The sequence below is a fragment of the Neiella marina genome (assembly GCF_002165625.1).
Taxonomy (GTDB): Bacteria; Pseudomonadota; Gammaproteobacteria; order Enterobacterales; family Neiellaceae; genus Neiella; species Neiella marina.
Genome location: NZ_NGNS01000005.1, coordinates 89271 through 106384, shown reverse-complemented (window position 1 = coordinate 106384; position 17114 = coordinate 89271). Strand labels below are relative to the sequence as shown.

The following is a 17114-nucleotide window of genomic DNA, read 5'->3' as shown; positions in this document are numbered from 1 at the left end:
TTAGTTTGAGGCAAAATCCCTGCTGATATTCGGTTGTTATCAGCTCCACAAGATAGGATAATGGGCCGGTTTTGCAGCCCGTAACGGATTGACTTTGGGGGAACATGGGCGATTACCTGCTACTGATCATCGCGACCGTACTGGTTAACAATTTTGTGCTAGTGAAATTCCTTGGGCTATGCCCATTCATGGGCGTGTCCAGCAAACTGGAAACAGCCATTGGTATGTCGCTGGCAACAACCTTTGTGTTAACTCTAGCTTCGGCCTCTTCTTACCTCGTTGAGCAGTATTTATTGATTCCACTGTCGCTCGAATACTTGCGCACTATGGCATTTATTCTGGTCATTGCGGTGGTTGTTCAAGTGACCGAAATGGTGGTGCAGAAAACTAGTCCATCGCTATACCGGTTGCTCGGTATATTCTTGCCACTGATCACTACCAACTGCGCCGTTTTGGGTGTTGCCTTGTTGAACATTAATGAGCAACACAGCTTCGTAGAATCCTTACTCTATGGCTTTGGGGCCGCCGCAGGGTTTTCTTTAGTGCTGGTTTTATTTGCCTCATTGCGTGAACGGATTGCAGCCGCCGATGTGCCGGTGCCATTTAAGGGAACGGCGATAGCCATGATCACTGCTGGCCTCATGAGCCTTGCATTCATGGGCTTTACCGGCTTGGTGAAAATCTAATGACGACGCTTATGTTTGCCCTCATAGCACTGGGGTCGTTGGCGCTTATATTCGGCCTCGCTCTCGGCTACGCGTCGATCCGCTTCAAAGTCGATGAAGATCCAATTGTTGAGCAGATTGACCAGATCCTACCTCAGACCCAATGTGGACAATGTGGCTACCCGGGTTGTAAACCCTATGCTAAAGCAATTGCTGATGGCGATGACATCAACAAATGTCCGCCAGGTGGCGATGCCACCATTAAAAAACTTGCTGACTTGCTGGGTCGTGAAGTGAAGCCTCTCAATGATGCTCACGACGGTCCGGATATCAAACGCGTTGCCTATATCCGTGAGGATGAATGCATTGGCTGTACCAAGTGTATTCAAGCCTGCCCGGTCGATGCCATCGTTGGTGCGACTCGGCAAATGCATACCGTCATTGCCGACGAGTGCACCGGCTGTGACTTGTGTGTCGCGCCATGCCCGGTTGATTGCATTGATATGCTTGCCGTACAACCAACGGTTCAAACTTGGCAATGGCAAATGCAAGCTATTCCGGTAACAGTGGTCGATGCCAATGATTGATGTAAAACAGCTACTTACCACTGACAAACTATGGGATTACGCTGGCGGCGTATTTCCTGAGTACCGCAAAGAGCAAAGTCGCCAGTTGCCGATCCACTCTGCCTGGATCCCGCCGTTGGTGCATGTACCGATTCGCCAACACATCGGCCAATCGGGCAACCTAATTGTCAAGGCTGGCGATCAAGTTCTGAAAGGCCAGTTACTGACCGAGCCAACCCATGGCATGGCAGTCCCGGTGCATGCCCCTACTTCAGGTATCGTTGAAGCCATTGGCCAGTCACCGTCCAATCACCCATCCGGTCTCAATGAAGTATCACTAACCATTCGAACCGATGGTCAAGACACATGGTGCGAACGCAAGCCTGTTAGCGATGCCAGTTCACTATCGGATAACGACCTGCTGCAGCTAATTCGTTATGCCGGCATATCGGGAATGGGCGGCGCAGGGTTTCCTACTGAAATCAAACTAACGCCAGTCAATCCTATTCAATTGCTGCTGATCAATGGCGCCGAGTGTGAGCCCTATATCAGCGCTGATGATACCCTGATGCAAGCCCATGCCGATGAGATTGTGGCGGGCATCGAGTTAATGGTGCGCTTGTTGAGCAACCCCGTGGTGGTGATCGCCATTGAGGCTGACAAGCCCAAAGCCATTGAGGCAATGGAACAAGCCAGTGCCAATCTCGAACATATTCGGGTGCGGAGCATTCCGGCCAAATATCCGTCAGGCGGCGAACGGCAGCTGATTCAAATCATTACCGGTGAGGAAGTGCCAAGCAATGGTATCCCCGCCGACCTCGGTATCGTCGTCCACAACGTAGGTACGGCCTATGCCGTATCGAGAGCCGTGTATCAAGACGAGCCATTGATCAGCCGAGTGGTGACTATCACTGGTAACCGAGTGCTGAAGCCAGCAAACCATTGGGTACTGCTGGGTACGCCAATCAACGACTTATTGCATCACCATGGCCTTGATGAGCTCGATCCTGTGATTGTTGGCGGCCCCATGATGGGTTATCAACTGCCGCACGCAGAAGCTCCGGTGATAAAAACGACTAACTGCTTGATCATTCCCAGTCAGGATGAATTGCCATCGCCCGACCAGCAGATGCCTTGCATCCGTTGCGGCGCTTGCGCCGAAGCCTGCCCAGCGAATTTGCTGCCCCAGCAATTGCATTGGTATGCGTTGGCCGAAGATCAAGACAAACTGAACGAGCACAATTTGTTCGACTGTATCGAATGCGGCGCTTGTGCCTATGTATGCCCAAGCGAAATTCCGCTGGTACTTGAATACCGGCAAGCCAAAGCGATGATCCGCACTAGCCGTCAAGAGCAATTAAAAGCCGAACGTGCCAAGCAGCGCTTTGAGGCCAGAAACGAGCGCTTAGAGCAAGAAAAACAAGCGCGGGCCGAAAAACACAAAAAAGCAGCGGAAGCGCGTCTAAAAGCAATGGCTGACAAGCAGTCATCTGCTAGTGACAAGTCAAGCGCCGAGAGCTCTGCCAAGCAATCGGCTGCCGTTGCTGCTGCGCTCGCTCGAGCCAAGGCCAAAAAGGCCAGCCAGCAACCACAAAAAACCATGGTTGATGAACAAGGTCAAACGGTCCCCGATAATAGTGATATCGCGGCAATGCGAGAAGCGCGCAAAGCTGAAGCGCGCGCTAAAAAGGCGCAAAAGCAAAGTAGTTCATCGAGCAGCGATGGCACTAGCGACAAGTCTGCCGCAGTCGCTGCTGCTGTCGCCAGAGCAAAGGCCAAACGACAGGCTCAAGCGAGTAGTAACGAGCCGGAAGCACAACAGCCAAAAGCAGATAGCAATGCCGCTGACGACAAAGCTGCGCGCGTTGCTGCGGCCGTAGCCCGAGCGAAAGCCAAACGAGATGCAGCCCAACACAGTGATGCTAAGCCAGCCGTAACTGCGTCATCCGAGCAGCCGCCCGCAGCGGATGATAAGGCCGCCCGAGTCGCGGCAGCTGTGGCTCGCGCCAAAGCCAAGCGTCAAGCACAACAGGCAACGGATACCGATCAGAAGCCACAACCGACAGGCGCTGCAGAGCCAGCACAAGATAAAGCGGCGCGCATCGCTCAAGCGGTCGCCAAAGCGAAAGCCAAGCGCGCCCAACAAGCAGCACAGGACGATTCCGAGCAATGAATTTGTTGAGTTCCCCGTTTACCCGACAATCGCTGAAAACCCATGATCTAATGCGCATGGTTATCCTCTGCTGTATCCCTGGCATCTTGGTACAGGCCTACTTTTTTGGCTACGGCAACTTGATTCAGATCGCGTTGGCGGCAGGCACATGTTGGCTTACTGAAGCAGCCATTATGATTATGCGTAATCGCCCTGCACTGCGTGTTACTGCCGATAACAGTGCACTGCTAACAGGCGTATTGCTTGGCATTGCTGTTCCCCCTTTCCTACCTTGGTGGATGACGGTCATTGCCGCAGTGTTTGCCATCGCGGTGGTTAAGCACTTGTATGGAGGCATTGGCAACAACTTGTTTAACCCAGCAATGGCCGGTTATGTGTTGCTGCTGATTTCATTTCCTGTAGCGATGACAAGCTGGCAGCCAGTTGGCGCCTTAGCTCACCACCAGCTAGGACTATGGGACAGTTTGCAGCTCGTGTTCACTGGCTTCAGTGCCGACGGATTTAGCTTGCAGCAAGTTCGTATGACCATTGATGGTATTGCTGCAGCAACACCACTCGATACCGTCAAAACCGATTTGCATCAAGGCCTAACCTTGGACGAGAGCATGGTCAAACCGGTATTTGGTAGCTTCGCCGGTGCCGGTTGGGAGTGGCTTAATCTAGCCTTTTTGGCAGGTGGTTTGTATCTCGTTTACCGTCGAGTCATTACCTGGGCAATTCCTGGCGGAATGTTAATCAGCTTGTTTGTTTGTTCTGCCATCGGTTTTGCTCTGCAACCAGATGGCACCGCGTCACCGATGCTTCACTTGTTTAGCGGCGCAACCATGCTTGGCGCATTTTTTATTGCCACCGATCCGGTGTCTGCTTGCACGACAGTTCGTGGGCGTTGGATCTTTGGCGCCTTGATTGGAGCGTTGGTGTATGTCATTCGAACTTGGGGTGGCTACCCCGATGGCGTCGCTTTTGCGGTTCTGTTAGCCAACATGTGCGTGGTACTGATTGACCATTACAGCAAACCTCGCACCTATGGTCACAAGGAGGCAAGCTGATGAATCCGATTTCTCACAACGGTATCGTGTTGACCTTGTTTGCTCTCATCTGTACCGGTTTAGTGGCTGGAACCTTTGTTTTAACCGCCGATGATATCGCTCAGGCCGAACTGAACAACAAATTCAAAGTGCTCAATCAGGTCATCCCCGAAACACTGCATGATAACAACTTGGCGCAACATTGTTTTACCGTTGAAGATGAGCATTTACTGGGCACTGCAACACCACACCATGCTTACTTGGCAACCATTAATGGTGCCCCGACGGCCATTGCTATCGAAGCCACAGCGCCGAATGGTTACACCGGCCGTATTGAACTCATCGTAGGCATCAATACCGCAGGCGAAGTGCTGGGCGTGCGTGTCCTGCAACACAAAGAAACGCCAGGTCTTGGCGATAAAATTGAGCGCCGAAAAAGTGATTGGATCGATAGTTTCATCGGTAAAACCGTTGCCGGCCGCAAAGATCCCAATTGGGCAGTTCGCAAAGACGGCGGTCACTTCGACCAATTCACTGGTGCGACCATTACCCCGCGGGCAGTTGTTGCCGCGGTGAAAAACGCGGTGCTGTATTACCAAGCCAACTCGGCTCGACTATTGTCACAACAACCAAACTGTGAGGGCTAAGCGATGAAACAATTAGCAGAAATCAGTTGGCAAGGGCTATGGAAAAACAATCCTGCAATGGTCCAACTGCTTGGTCTGTGTCCTTTGCTGGCAGTCTCTTCAACGGTAATCAATGGCTTAGGCTTGGGCATCGCCACCACCTTGGTGCTACTGGGCTCGAACGTCACTGTATCGCTTGTTCGTCAATGGATTCCGAAAGAAATCCGCATTCCAGTGTTTGTCATGATCATCGCCGCGTTTGTTACTGCCATTCAGCTACTAATGAATGCATATACCTATGATCTGTATTTGGCGTTGGGTATTTTCATTCCGCTTATTGTCACCAACTGCGCCATTATTGGCCGCGCGGAAGCATTTGCCTCGAAAAACCCTGTTGTACCAGCTGCTGTTGATGGCTTCATGATGGGATTAGGGTTCACCTTGGTCCTCGTTACCATTGGCGCCATTCGCGAGCTGCTCGGTCAAGGTACCCTACTCAGTGGCTCTGACTCCCTATTCGGACCTGTTGCAGCAAGCTGGACTATTGAATTGTTCGCTTATGACAATGAGTTTTTGATTGCCTTGCTGCCACCCGGTGCATTCTTGGTGATGGGCTTTCTCATTGCGCTGAAAAACATCATTGATAGCGCCGCCCAAGAGCGCGCCAAGAAGAGCCAGCCAGCGGCCAAGATAGAGCGAGCGCGCGTTAGCGGCTCTGCAGAATAACCGCGACAATAGCGACGACCAATTATCATGAATAAAGAAAAACGCCGCGAGATACTCGAGCGGTTGCGGGCCGACAACCCCGAGCCGACCACTGAACTAAACTTTTCCACGCCATTTGAGTTGTTAGTGGCTGTTACCCTGTCAGCACAAGCCACAGACGTTGGCGTCAATAAAGCCACCGATAAGCTCTTTCCAGTTGCTAACACGCCACAAGCGATTTGGGATTTGGGTGTCGAGGGGCTGAAGGAATACATCAAAACTATCGGCCTGTTTAACACCAAAGCCGAAAACGTCATCAAAGCTTGCCGCATGCTGTTAGACAAGCATAACGGCGAAGTGCCAGAAAATCGCGAAGCACTGGAAGCCCTGCCCGGCGTAGGCAGAAAAACAGCCAATGTGGTGTTAAACACCGCCTTTGGCTGGCCGACCATTGCAGTGGATACCCATATCTACCGTGTCTCGAACCGCACCAAATTTGCCATGGGCAAAAACGTCGACCAAGTCGAGCAGAAGCTGCTGAAGGTGGTACCTGCGGAATTTAAAGTCGACGTCCATCACTGGCTTATTCTGCACGGCCGCTACACCTGCGTTGCCAGAAAGCCCAGATGTGGAAGCTGCATTATCGAAGACTTGTGCGAGTTTAAGGATAAAGTTGAATAGCTGCTTGCCACGAAAGGAGCTCTGTTGTTACCTTCAATGACATTTGTAATGCCCTTTTGTTGACTTGAAGAGGCTCGAGCAGCGGCGATATCTCGTTCAAAATTAATGAATTTTGATTTTATCGCCGCCCTGAATCACATACGACGTCTATACGCTAAACCAACTAGCCCCAACGCCATAATAAGTAATGAGCCAGGCTCTGGCACTTCAGTCCCAACTTTGACAGATTGACCTATCTTTGTACCTTCCGAAGGGAAGTTTGATATCAGAAAAATTTCACCTACGAAGTTCGCTTGACTAGTTATTACCTCAGCACCTTGTCCAGCGAATCTGATTTCTCCAGCACTTAGAGTTACTAGGTCACCTGCTTTAGCGGCAAAAATAGAGGGAAATTGAAAATATATGAAAGAGTCGTTCTCGTTAATGTCATTTCCCGCATAGTTGCCCGCCCCCAGAACTGAAACATAACCATTTCCACTCAAGGAAGAGCTAATACCATTTATGGTCAATGTAACGCTTCCACTTAGAAAGGAGAGAGTATCAAGCTCTGAAACACTATCGTGACCTCTAAAGGCAATACCGTAATTAGAGGTTTCTACACCATTTGAGCCAGAAGAAAGAACCCAAGCAATTGACTCTGATATTTCTATAATGCCATCAGTTCCCGATTCAGTTGTAGTTATCAAACTCGCTTGCGCAGAGCCAAAAAACATGACCGAAAAGCTCAATAAAACCCTTAACGCCTTCGTTATCGCTTGTTTACTCATATTAATTTTAGTGCCCTTTAGCCAGCATATGTTTCAATTTCCCTTGAAGATAAGCAAAAAACACACCATCACTAAAGCACTGTTTAAATTGATAAAAACAAAGACAGAAACACATAATGCAAAAAAAACTGACACATTTTATTGTGTGAACAGCAAAGTTCAATTTTTTAAAAAGCGTTCAAGAGGTATTGATAGGTTGTCGTGTGGCGAAAGCGCCATTTGAGTTCAGAGTAACGAACTACTCATCAAGGGGGCTCCTCCTGTTTAGTGCTCCGTCAAAGCAATCATGGCGAAGGACCGCTTTACGCACATCTACTGCCCTTGACTTGCAGTTAACTGATCGGCAATTATTGACACAATTCCGAAGTTAACGGATATCTACCTTCATTATCTTGCGGCTGGCCGACCATTGCAGTGGATACCCATATCTACCGCGTCTCTAACCGTACCAAATTTGCCATGGGCAAAAACGTCGACCAAGTTGAGCAAAAGCTACTGAAGGTGGTACCTGCGGAGTTTAAAGTCGATGTCCATCACTGGCTTATTCTGCACGGCCGCTACACCTGCATTGCTAGAAAGCCCAGATGTGGAAGCTGCATCATCGAAGACTTGTGCGAGTACAAAGAGAAGGTTGAGATCGATTGAATCTTGCTCTGAGTTTCTGATTGTTTCACTTCGGTATGGCGTCAATGATTGCGTCTGCCGACACTGTTTTGAGTAATTCGATGCAACTAAGCTGGCACATGTTCTCTGTCGGTGTTGTGACTTTCTCCGCCGCCGTGATTTTCACAATGGTGCAGGTTTATTTCACCTTGGTCAGAGAGCGCATTGGCAGGTCATACCCCTATTACAGTGCATTTATTGGCACACTCATCGTTTACTTGTCTGTTCCCGTTGTCAGTATGCTGCCGTTCGACAACGGTAAAATCATCTTTCACCTGAGTGGCAATTTTTTGCTGTTCGCTGTTGGCGTGCCAGCATTGACTCAAGCGCTTTACATTCAGTCTGGCGTATCGCTGGGCCGCTGGAAGCATCTGCTGCCTTATTGCTTGGGAGTTGCTTGGGCAACGTTTCATCTGCTGACTTTTGAGTTGACCTACCCCAAGACCTACTTTGACATCGCCCCTGTTTATAACTGGCAGCAACTCGGGCTTACAGCAGAACACGTTTACTACAGCCACGTCGCGTTGATCATGGCAATACTTGTGTTGCCATGCCTGCACTTGCTGGCAAACAACAAGAAAGCCAGTAAGGCGAATATTTACATCATTGGTGCCCTTAACTTTTGTTTTTTCATCTGTTTAGGGATCGTGTTTAAAGCATGGGCTGTGTATTACGTCGGTACTAGCTTGACGGCTCTGATCTGGGCTTGGGCAGTATTCTCAGATATTCAAAAAACCAATGACCAATTGCAGCGAAACTATAACCACGAGTCGAGACTGGCGAGCGCGCAGTTTGCATCATCGGGCAACACATTATCGATGGTCGACTTATATCCCGAACAGATTAATGAAAATTACCCCTTCCGCCTGCAAGCGGAGTTGCTCGAACAAATCAAAACGGCGAGTTTAGGGCTGATCCCACAGACGTGTGAAAAACTGCAGCGAGAGTTGAATGACTTTGCCAACGAGCAACTAGATATATTGAAAGCTCGTATTCGAGAAATATTGTTTCTCATGTACGACAGCGCAATTCTACACCACGGTGATGCGACCTTGCTTTCAGCTCTCGAGCAAAAAGGACAGCAAGTCGACGACAGCATGTCGGCAGACCAGTTATTCTTCATCCTAAACGAACAGGCCTGCCAGTTAGCCGCTTACCATCGTGAACATCAAGCGACTGAACTGACCAACCCACTTGTTGATAGCACCAAGAAGCATATCCTTGCACACTATCACAAGGAACTATCCATTAGCTCCATCGCTGAATCGCTCAATGTTAGCCGCTCGTATCTCATGGCAACATTTAAGAAATCAACTCAGCAAACCATCAATCAATATTTAGCTGAAGTGCGAATCAAAAAGTCCCAGAGTCTGCTGTTGACATCGACCGTTACCCAAACGGCCTATGACGTTGGATTCAGCAATCCCAACTATTTTGCTACTGTGTTTAAAAAGCACACCGGCTTGACCCCAAAACAATACCAAGCCCAGGCAAAATCCGACTAGGTTCACTCACCTAGCCTGCGATGAAACGAACACTAGCGCATGGCCACGTTAACTCAACCGATTCAGGCCTATGTTTTCATCTTGATGAATGGTCACTGGCCAACCATCAAACAGATTGCTGCGATTACCATCGGCGACATCGATTAAATACCGATAAGCGTAAACATCGTAGGTTTTCTGCTGGGTATCAAAGATGATAAAACCAAAGCCACTGCCCTTTTCATGTGCTTTCACATAGCGATTCTTCGACTGGCCAACTTCTGGCACGCCCACCGCATAGACGTACATTTTATTACCAAACGCATCGATAAACTCGCCAGTTTGCGACAAGCCATGTTGCGGCCTGTTTTGGTGTGGGATCCCCACTTGGTCTGGTAACCACCAGCGGGGCCAACCGGCAGATATCGCTGGCGTACAAAACGACCAATTACTATCGCGCTGCTCTTTGACACCGTATTGAGCCAATGATGTCAGGTGGGTATCACCACAAATGTGGAGTGCCTTGGTTTCTCGCATGACAGCAACCGCTTTGTCCCTTGCTGGCCCCGGCCAGCCATTGCTGTCAAAGTCATACTTTAGATAACGCTGCGGTGAAGGTTGATGTGTCGAAATTCCGGCAAATACGGTTTGGCTAATCACTGCTTTTAATTGATGACCGCGCCAATCCTGAGCCCACTGGGCAAGGAATTGCTCCTGACGCTGCCCCAGCAACTGAGGGTTTGGCGGATTAATTTTCGGGTTAATGAGGTTTGGATCTTCATCAGTGCCGGTTTTCCCGACAACAACTCCCGCCTGTTCAGGGCCAGACTTCCATTGCCGATCAGCCAAAATCGCAAAGCCAACATTGCCATACACCATGTCACCATAGTAACAACTGATCCCCGTTGAGTTCGGCGTCGGATCATACGCATCAGGGTGATGACTGATACAGGTTTTATGGACCGCATTGACAAACCGTACGGAGCCGATGTATCCCCCCATATAGGATGCGGTGGGGTCAAGTTCAGGCAGCTCTTTCGCCATGCCGCCTTTACCCCACAAGTTGCCCTGCATGACATCGTGATCATCAGGTAATGACAAGGTTGGCGCATCTCGCATCACCTCTCGAAATGCCCAGCCAAATTGATAAAACTTGCGCAAATAGTTATGAATTGCCGGTTCAAATGGCTCTCTGATAATGCCAAAACCACCGTGACTTTCGTATATTTGGTCGCCCGAAAACAACAACAAATCTGGCTCTAGCTTTTTCACATTTTCTGCGACCGGCGCATAAGGGAAGCTGTAATCGTTCTGACAAGTCATTGCTGCCATTCTTAACGGTCGCCCTGTTGGATTTGCTTTAATCAAGCCGCTATAACTGTCTTGCGTGGTGCTGCCATCACGATGTTTTTCAACGTACCGGACCCGAAACTGCTGTGCTAACTTCTCCGGCCAATGTGGGATCCGAAAAGCTGCTACCCATGCATCAGGATCTAACTTGGCTTGTCCCAGCGTTTGCCACTGATTATCGCGTTTCACCTGCAGTTCAACATCATGGTTGTCCTGATAGCCCATTGGCCCGGTGAACACACTCATCTTCATGACGAAGCCATCACTCGTTCTGGAGTCGCTAAGGGTATACATGGTCCAAAGGACGGGACCAAACTTGCGATCAGGATTAAAATCAAACGCATTACCTGACAGCGTCCAATCGGTAAATCGGTACAGGCCACCGCGCTGGTCGGCTTTAGAGCGCAAATTAAAATTACTAACGATTGCGACATTTCCGAGCACTTCATTAGCGGGAACCAAGTGACTTAATTGGCCAAGTGGCTTACTTGTCGTTGCCAGACTGGCACTGACATCAAGCAGCACCGCGCCATACTGTGGCGTTGCCTGAACCTGTAATTTGATCGGTTGTTTGTTGACCTTCTGATTGAGGGAAACGGTCTTGCCAGCAACGAAGAGCTGGCCCTCAATGATGCCTATATCAAGGCCGCGCTGGACAAAACAACTGCTTCTGTACTCGTCAATTTCGTTATTGATACCTAGGCGCAGACCGGCACCACCATCATTGCGGTTAACAGCAAGTTGCTGCACCACAACACTAACCTCGAACGCTTGCGAGGCATCTGTCAACCGATGTGTTAACGAATGAACACTGCGGTTGCCGTCATTGCTTTTGCATTCAACACCACCATTTTCAACATGCCAATCTTCCATTGGATTGGCCCAGTACTCACCACCAATCCAAGTTCTATCGTAGGTATTAGCCCATTTATCGAGCATAGGTTGACTAGGTTTTGCTACCGACTTAGCTGATAAGCTTGCAGAGTTTGAAGTGCAACCAACGCTGGTTGCCACAACCCCTGCGACAGCTAGCTTCAGAGCATCTCGACGAGATAAATTTGCGGTCATTCGGCTATTCCTCAATGGTTAAGGTAAGCACGCAACAACGACTTCATTCACTAATACTGTTGTGACCTGAAGGTTTGGTTACGCGCTCTATTTTTTCGATAGCGTGAAGCTACCGTTTGAGGGTGTTTGGCGACTTTAAAAAACTACTTTTGTTGCTCTAAATTACAACTGTCAAAGCGCCATTTATGGTTTTGGTCCATTTTTGATGATCACTGCGTGAGCGAATTAAAACTATGATTGCCGGTTGTCAGAGCATTTAGGTGCAACTGACGGCCTGTTGACCAAAGGCTATTGGTCAACGAACCATGCCAAGATTAATTTTGCTGGAGTTGATTTCGATAGGCAGATGGGCTGTAGCCTGTGTACTTCTTAAACGCGGTGTTGAAAGTCGATTTCGAGTTGAAGCCGACCTCATAGGCAACGCTAGTGATCAACTTGTCCTTGTCTTGTAGCGCTTCCTTCGCTGCTTCAACACGGAATGAATTGATAAATTGAAAGAAATTGGTGTGCAAAAATTGCGACAGCGTTTCTGAAATATGGTTCTCTGTTTCAGCCACCGCTTCGGACAATTTGTTCAATGAAATATTCTCTTGCAAGAATAACTTATCCTCCAGCATCGCTCTTTCTAGCTTTGCCGCCACCTGTTGCATCTTCTCCGAACTCAGCAATGCTTCTCTTGCCTTCTTCGCTCGAGGTTGCCCCCTTTCAGAGCGCTTGATGAATTTTTGGTTTAATGCGCTTTGAATGAATACAGCGAGCGCAATGGCTTCAAGCACAGGCAACAAAGTACCGGAGCCAAACCAACGCCAGCCCAACGCATTGAGCGAGAACTCAATAGCGAACATCAACCATACTGCGCCCCACAAATACAAAATGGGCCGCAGCCAATCTAACGAGCGCTGCTGAATGTCAGAAAAACGTTCCATTAACTGCTGGCGATGGGAGTGATGAAGCTTTAACGCCATCATGAGGAATAACGCGGTATAAAAGATAAAGATACAAGTAGCGAAGAGGCACGTTGATATCGCGATCTGCCAGAGCTGAGGATCTCTGGTGGCCGGATTGGCCAATGCCAATTTCTCTGCGGGACTAATCATCACAATGAAAGGCAGCATGGCAGCGACCACCAATAGTGGCCCAGATAGAGCGGTCAACCAGAGCTTTTTACCGATCGCTTTGTCGCTTGACATTGCCGCGTGGGCGTAAAAATACAGCGCCGGCCCCAGCAATGCCCTGAAGGGCAATTGTGCTCCTGCCAACGATGGCGCATGAACATAAGCACCGGTGTAAATAAACAGCTCGCCAGCTAAATGAATCAGCAATAAAACGAGTAAACCACCAAGGAAAATATTCTGCCGTTCTTTGGGCCGTTTAAACACATCAAGCAAGGCGATGAGCGTCATGCCGATCATGCAGGAATATAAAACTGTCGAAAACAGATTGACCATTTACTGAGCACAGATACCAAGTGGCGAGAACACCGAATTGTATCGCTAATCGTAAACATCAGCCACAGCATTGAAAAACACTAGAGCGACTGACGGACTTAGCATCACCGATGCAATCAGCACAGCGCTCAAAAAAGAAAAAAACTGATAAAAATGCGGACTGATAGGCCCATCCGAACGACAACCCACTCATAAATAGGCAGTTTTGTCATCAACCCTACCAATAGCAAAAGCATTAGAGAACTATGATGAACACCAATACTGCCGCAAATAGCCAACACTTCTTCGCCAGATTAGCGGGTCTTTCTTACGTCGTTTTTACCGTCGCAGGCTTAATACTGAACTTTGCCTTAAACACCAAACTCGTTGATTTCACCAGCACTCAATCGAGCGCAATTTTTCAAAACGAAATGCATTTTCGATTAGGAATTGCAGCAGAAATAGTCATGTTCCTTGGCGTCGTGATGGCATCCGTGTGTTTCTACATTGTGTTGAAACCAGTTAACAAACCAATGGCACAAACTGCGTTATGTCTGCGACTAATTGAAATCATCACTGGAGGACTTGCTGTTGTTGTTAGCATGACCATGTTAGCCCTGTCGACAAAGGCGTATTTTTTGAAGTTTTTCGACCAAGAACAGTTACACGCCATAGTTGTTGCAATATCCAGCTTGCGAGTACCCGCCTATGAATACAGTTGGATAGCCATGGGTTTGGCTGGGATTATTACCTTTTATCTGTTCTTCAAAACACGCTACATCCCGAGAGCTTGGGCGGTGTGGGGCATGATCACCTATAGCAGCTTGGTGTTGTATCCACTGGCAAAGCTATTGATTGCCGATCTGCCTCGAGAGGTGATGTTTGTGCTGTTCCCCGGAGCCTTGTTTGAACTTGGCGTAGGCATCTGGCTGATGACCAAAGGGATTAATACAGCGGCTGCAAATACCACAGCACAGTAGACACGAACTGACAGCCACAACTACATGATTTGAAACACCGAGCTGATGCAGTTATCGTGTTGCCAAGATCTCGATAAATGCGAGACCAACAAAAAAGCTATGGATGGCTAACATGCAAATTCACCCAGTCAAAGAGACGTTCGTCTACATTGGCCAATTTATCATCGGCCTAGCGTTCTACGCTATGTTGCTCGGCAGCATGTTTGTCGCCGACACATTCTGGCTGTGCTGCACGGCGGCAGGTGCCGCCAGTTATACCTTTAGTTCTAGCTTCGCGCTAGCGAAAACCTCTTTAAAACGGGGTATATATGCAGCTCTAGTTTTAGCGACACCGACAGCAATGTTTGCCATCCTTGGGCTTGGTGATTGGGTCGTGGATGACAACCCTCGTGTATTTATGTTCTGGTTCAGCGTCGCATTAGCCCTAGTATTCATAGGTTTCTTAGCCACTATGGCCAGAGCAAGACGAACTAGCCAAGATATATAAATGGAAAGACTGACAGTTACAGAAGCGATTAATGGATCCATTTTATGCTCGGAAAACACCAAAAACCTTATCAAGAGTTCTATCACTCGACGCACAACAATGAACATTTAGATAGCAAAACAGAACTGCTTGTTGGACTTGCTGCCGCGATGGCGATGAATTGCTCTCCCTGCACGAACTACTATTTAGGACAAGCCAAAAAAGCAGGCATTAGCAAAGGCGAGATCGAGGATGTCACAGCCAAGGTAATGGCAGTCGCCGCCGGCCAAAAGAAACTGCAAATGCAGCAAGTAATCGCAGACTACAACATTGACCTTGAGTCATTTGGCCGCTGATTGACGGTGTTGCTGATAAACCAGCATGACCTGCTGCGCTATCGCTTCATTGCTGGCATACAAAACGCCGCGACGATTCATTAGCAAGGTATCGGAGGCATTGAGTTGCAGTGGCTGGCCATCCATATCGGAAACCCAAGCGCCACCAGCACAGGCTAGCGCTGCGGTGGCCGCAACATCCCACAAACTGCCGCCTCCGGGCTCGGGTTTAGGGAATTTTACGTAGCATGCAGGCGCTTGCTCTAGCATTTGTACCGCACTCATCACTGAACCGGCTTGGTAGTGGCACGTAATACCCGCATAGCCCATGTCGTTGGCCATCATTGTCATGGCTGCAACAACGGCAGGAAATTCAGCATGAGCTGCAAAACTGCGATCGACAAACAAAGCCAATGGCTTCTGGCGGTCATCGTTAATGAGTCGCCACGGTTGCTGTTGTTTTAGCAAGGACGGTTTGTTGCCACTGGCCGGCAAGGGCAACAAGCCTTGATACAGTAGGTCATTGACTGGATCGTACACCACCCCAACTAGCGGTTCACCATCGCGATTAACCAGCGCAATCGACACCGCATATCCAGGTAAGTTTTCAGTAAAGGGCAAAGTGCCATCAAGCGGATCGACACACCAAAAATATGCCTTGCTTAGTCGCGGATGTTGAGCAAGAGGCCACTCTGAGGCACTTTCCTCGCCAAGAAAAGCGATATCAAACGCCACCATTGAAGGCTCAAGCACGCGACGAATCATGGCCTCACAGGCCAAGTCAACTTGCGTCACGACTTGAGAGGCGGCACTGTAACCGTCCGCTTTCATATTGATTTCAATGGTTGAACGATCAGTATTAGCAATGTAACGACCCGCTTGATAAGCCGCCTCTGTGGCTAATGCCATCAGTCGCTCAAGCTGTTTAGGAGTCATATCTGATTTGTGCTCCAATTGACCGACGTTAACGCTAGTTGAGTTTGCTGGCGGCAGTATTCGCCAATTTTCCAATGGCCGGGACTCCAACCAGCTAGAAAGCGATGAAAATCAGCCCAAGCGACAGCGTACATTGATCGCCATTGGCGGATAACATCATCGCCATCCACTTCGGGTCGCCTGGTGGTTAACTCAGCTTTCAACTGCTGGAAGTAATAGTCGACCCAATCGTCAGCCTCAGTCAGCAACCGGCGATCTGGCATGACACTGCTAAGCAACAGCATTAAATCTTGCACCCCTAGCCCTTGACCAACATACTGAAAGTCAACTGCTGCAGCCCCATTTCCCAACTGCTTAAAACAAAAGTTAGCCAGCTTGGCATCACCATGGATCAAAGTCTGATAACGGTTTTGTCGCAACTGCAAATCCAGCCCCACTGCCGCTTGTTTTAACTGGCCATCCGCCATGGCTTGCCATTCATCAGGGCGGGTATCAAGGTGCCAATAGCCGCCGCATTGCCACAATTGGCTGACTTTATCGCCGATGTCTTCGTGCACCGGGCAATTAACAAACAGGGCATGAAATGCTGCTAACCAGCGAATACAAGCTTCGATTTGGCACTGATTAGGACGATCGTTTTTGCCACCGGTGAAGCGTATCGGGAAGTCGACCGCGAGATCTTCCATCACCAACAAAGCACCCGTTTCTGTTAACTCCGAGTAGAGCATTTTTGGTATTCGCGCGGCCTGCTGCGTCAGTGTTTCAAAATGCCGATACCAATGCAGCTCTACCTCATAGGATTGACGTTTGCGCTGCTGAGAACGCTGAGTATTCCAGCCCCTCGGATGTTCGCCTGACGACTGGAAACGGATCTGTTTAACCACCAGCGTTTGGCTGCTTTGCTTAACGCCATCGTCGCACCGCAGAGTCAATCGCGCTAACGCCCCTTGCCCCGCCCACAATGATTGGATGATCTCGGATTGTTCGATTCGCTGGCACTGAGTTGTCCGACAAATGGCGTCTTGTTGTAACGGCGTTAACTGCATGGGTGGTGACTTTAGCTAAGATTTGAGCTGATAGATTATACTTATCTGCCGCATCGAAGGCAGACTTTGTGCCGATATGGTACCAATCGAGGAAGCGAATTATCTGTGGTTGTCAGGTCAAACACATCCATAGATAATGATGCCACTT

At 49.1% G+C, this 17114-nt stretch carries 16 protein-coding genes and 1 pseudogene; 12 read left to right on the top strand and 5 right to left on the bottom strand.

What is annotated here, in order from left to right; genetic code table 11:
• Positions 1-104 precede the first annotated feature (104 nt).
• The 7 genes from rsxA to nth are packed head-to-tail and all read left to right on the top strand — an operon-like array spanning position 105 to position 6444.
• Positions 105-686, top strand: a complete 582-nt coding sequence (gene rsxA, locus CBE68_RS06395) for an electron transport complex subunit RsxA (protein ID WP_087505243.1) — start codon at positions 105-107, stop codon at positions 684-686.
• On the top strand, positions 686-1252 hold the full coding sequence (gene rsxB, locus CBE68_RS06390) for an electron transport complex subunit RsxB (RefSeq protein WP_087505242.1): 567 nt from the start codon (positions 686-688) through the stop codon (positions 1250-1252). The genes rsxA and rsxB overlap by 1 nt, the downstream gene beginning before the upstream one ends.
• Positions 1245-3404, top strand: coding sequence for an electron transport complex subunit RsxC (gene rsxC, locus CBE68_RS06385; RefSeq protein WP_158100514.1), 2160 nt, complete (start codon positions 1245-1247; stop codon positions 3402-3404). Before rsxB ends, rsxC begins: the two co-directional genes overlap by 8 nt.
• Positions 3401-4453: an electron transport complex subunit RsxD gene (rsxD, locus tag CBE68_RS06380; RefSeq protein ID WP_087505240.1), complete on the top strand. Its 1053-nt coding sequence runs from the start codon at positions 3401-3403 to the stop codon at positions 4451-4453. The genes rsxC and rsxD overlap by 4 nt, the downstream gene beginning before the upstream one ends.
• Positions 4450-5079 (top strand): electron transport complex subunit RsxG, encoded by a 630-nt coding sequence (gene rsxG / locus CBE68_RS06375; protein ID WP_087505239.1) that lies wholly within the window; start codon positions 4450-4452, stop codon positions 5077-5079. The genes rsxD and rsxG overlap by 4 nt, the downstream gene beginning before the upstream one ends.
• Before the next feature lie 3 nt (positions 5080-5082).
• Positions 5083-5784 (top strand): electron transport complex subunit E, encoded by a 702-nt coding sequence (locus tag CBE68_RS06370; protein ID WP_087505238.1) that lies wholly within the window; start codon positions 5083-5085, stop codon positions 5782-5784.
• A gap of 27 nt (positions 5785-5811) precedes the next feature.
• Complete coding sequence (gene nth, locus CBE68_RS06365; RefSeq protein WP_087505237.1) at positions 5812-6444, top strand: endonuclease III; 633 nt, start codon at positions 5812-5814, stop codon at positions 6442-6444.
• A 134-nt stretch (positions 6445-6578) separates the two neighbouring features.
• On the opposite strand, the gene CBE68_RS06360 is transcribed toward nth, so the two are convergent.
• Entirely contained in the window at positions 6579-7211 is a 633-nt protein-coding gene (locus tag CBE68_RS06360; RefSeq protein WP_087505236.1) for a PEP-CTERM sorting domain-containing protein, read from the bottom strand.
• 396 nt (positions 7212-7607) lie between these two features.
• Between CBE68_RS06360 and CBE68_RS06350 the strand changes: the two are divergent.
• Positions 7608-7856: pseudogene (locus CBE68_RS06350) on the top strand (endonuclease III); the annotation flags it as partial.
• A gap of 44 nt (positions 7857-7900) precedes the next feature.
• Positions 7901-9379 (top strand): AraC family transcriptional regulator, encoded by a 1479-nt coding sequence (locus CBE68_RS06345; RefSeq protein WP_158100513.1) that lies wholly within the window; start codon positions 7901-7903, stop codon positions 9377-9379.
• Positions 9380-9427: 48 nt separating this feature from the next.
• Here the strand turns inward: CBE68_RS06345 and CBE68_RS06340 are convergent, their stop codons facing one another.
• Both CBE68_RS06340 and CBE68_RS06335 read right to left on the bottom strand, forming a co-directional pair.
• Positions 9428-11776, bottom strand: coding sequence for an alkaline phosphatase D family protein (locus tag CBE68_RS06340; protein WP_087505233.1), 2349 nt, complete (start codon positions 11774-11776; stop codon positions 9428-9430).
• 314 nt (positions 11777-12090) lie between these two features.
• Positions 12091-13179 (bottom strand): helix-turn-helix domain-containing protein, encoded by a 1089-nt coding sequence (locus CBE68_RS06335; RefSeq protein WP_229744676.1) that lies wholly within the window; start codon positions 13177-13179, stop codon positions 12091-12093.
• Between the two features lie 293 nt (positions 13180-13472).
• Here CBE68_RS06335 and CBE68_RS06330 point away from each other — a divergent pair, with 293 nt between their 5' ends.
• The 3 genes from CBE68_RS06330 to CBE68_RS06320 all read left to right on the top strand — a co-directional run bounded on the left by CBE68_RS06330 (position 13473) and on the right by CBE68_RS06320 (position 15005).
• Positions 13473-14183, top strand: a complete 711-nt coding sequence (locus CBE68_RS06330) for a DUF4386 domain-containing protein (protein WP_158100512.1) — start codon at positions 13473-13475, stop codon at positions 14181-14183.
• Positions 14184-14295: 112 nt separating this feature from the next.
• Entirely contained in the window at positions 14296-14670 is a 375-nt protein-coding gene (locus CBE68_RS06325) for a hypothetical protein (protein ID WP_143824500.1), read from the top strand.
• A 44-nt stretch (positions 14671-14714) separates the two neighbouring features.
• Complete coding sequence (locus tag CBE68_RS06320; RefSeq protein WP_087505229.1) at positions 14715-15005, top strand: carboxymuconolactone decarboxylase family protein; 291 nt, start codon at positions 14715-14717, stop codon at positions 15003-15005.
• On the opposite strand, the gene CBE68_RS06315 is transcribed toward CBE68_RS06320, so the two are convergent.
• Both CBE68_RS06315 and CBE68_RS06310 read right to left on the bottom strand, forming a co-directional pair.
• A complete protein-coding gene (locus CBE68_RS06315) occupies positions 14991-15920 on the bottom strand; it encodes a 3'(2'),5'-bisphosphate nucleotidase CysQ family protein (RefSeq protein WP_087505228.1) in 930 nt (309 codons plus the stop codon). The two genes, CBE68_RS06320 and CBE68_RS06315, sit on opposite strands and share 15 nt — an antisense overlap.
• Positions 15917-16966, bottom strand: coding sequence for a phosphotransferase (locus CBE68_RS06310; RefSeq protein WP_087505227.1), 1050 nt, complete (start codon positions 16964-16966; stop codon positions 15917-15919). Before CBE68_RS06310 ends, CBE68_RS06315 begins: the two co-directional genes overlap by 4 nt.
• Between the last annotated feature and the right edge of the window lie 148 nt (positions 16967-17114).